The following is a 260-nucleotide window of genomic DNA, read 5'->3' on the forward strand; positions in this document are numbered from 1 at the left end:
TGTTGGGATATCGCCAAGCGGTAAGGCACCAGGTTTTGATCCTGGCATTCCCAGGTTCAAATCCTGGTATCCCAGCCAACTTCTTCTACCAAAGAAACGTTGCATAAAGAATTGCTCTGTTAAGAGTTTAAATATAAACAATGTATGCGGGAGTGGCGGAATTGGTAGACGCGCTGGATTTAGGTTCCAGTATCTTAGGATGTGAGAGTTCAAGTCTCTCCTTCCGCACCATGTTCTCGATAAGAACTAAAATAATCAAC

2 tRNA genes are annotated in these 260 nt (G+C 43.5%); both read left to right on the forward strand.

Features of this window, described 5'->3' with window-relative positions:
- Nucleotides 1–3: 3 nt before the first annotated feature.
- A tRNA-Gln gene (locus WDB87_RS08460) sits at nucleotides 4–78 on the forward strand.
- Nucleotides 79–146: 68 nt separating this feature from the next.
- Nucleotides 147–231 (forward strand) — tRNA-Leu (locus WDB87_RS08465).
- The last annotated feature ends 29 nt before the right edge of the window (nucleotides 232–260 follow it).

Source organism: Pseudoalteromonas sp. C12FD-1 (assembly GCF_037414265.1).
Lineage (GTDB): Bacteria > Pseudomonadota > Gammaproteobacteria > Enterobacterales > Alteromonadaceae > Pseudoalteromonas.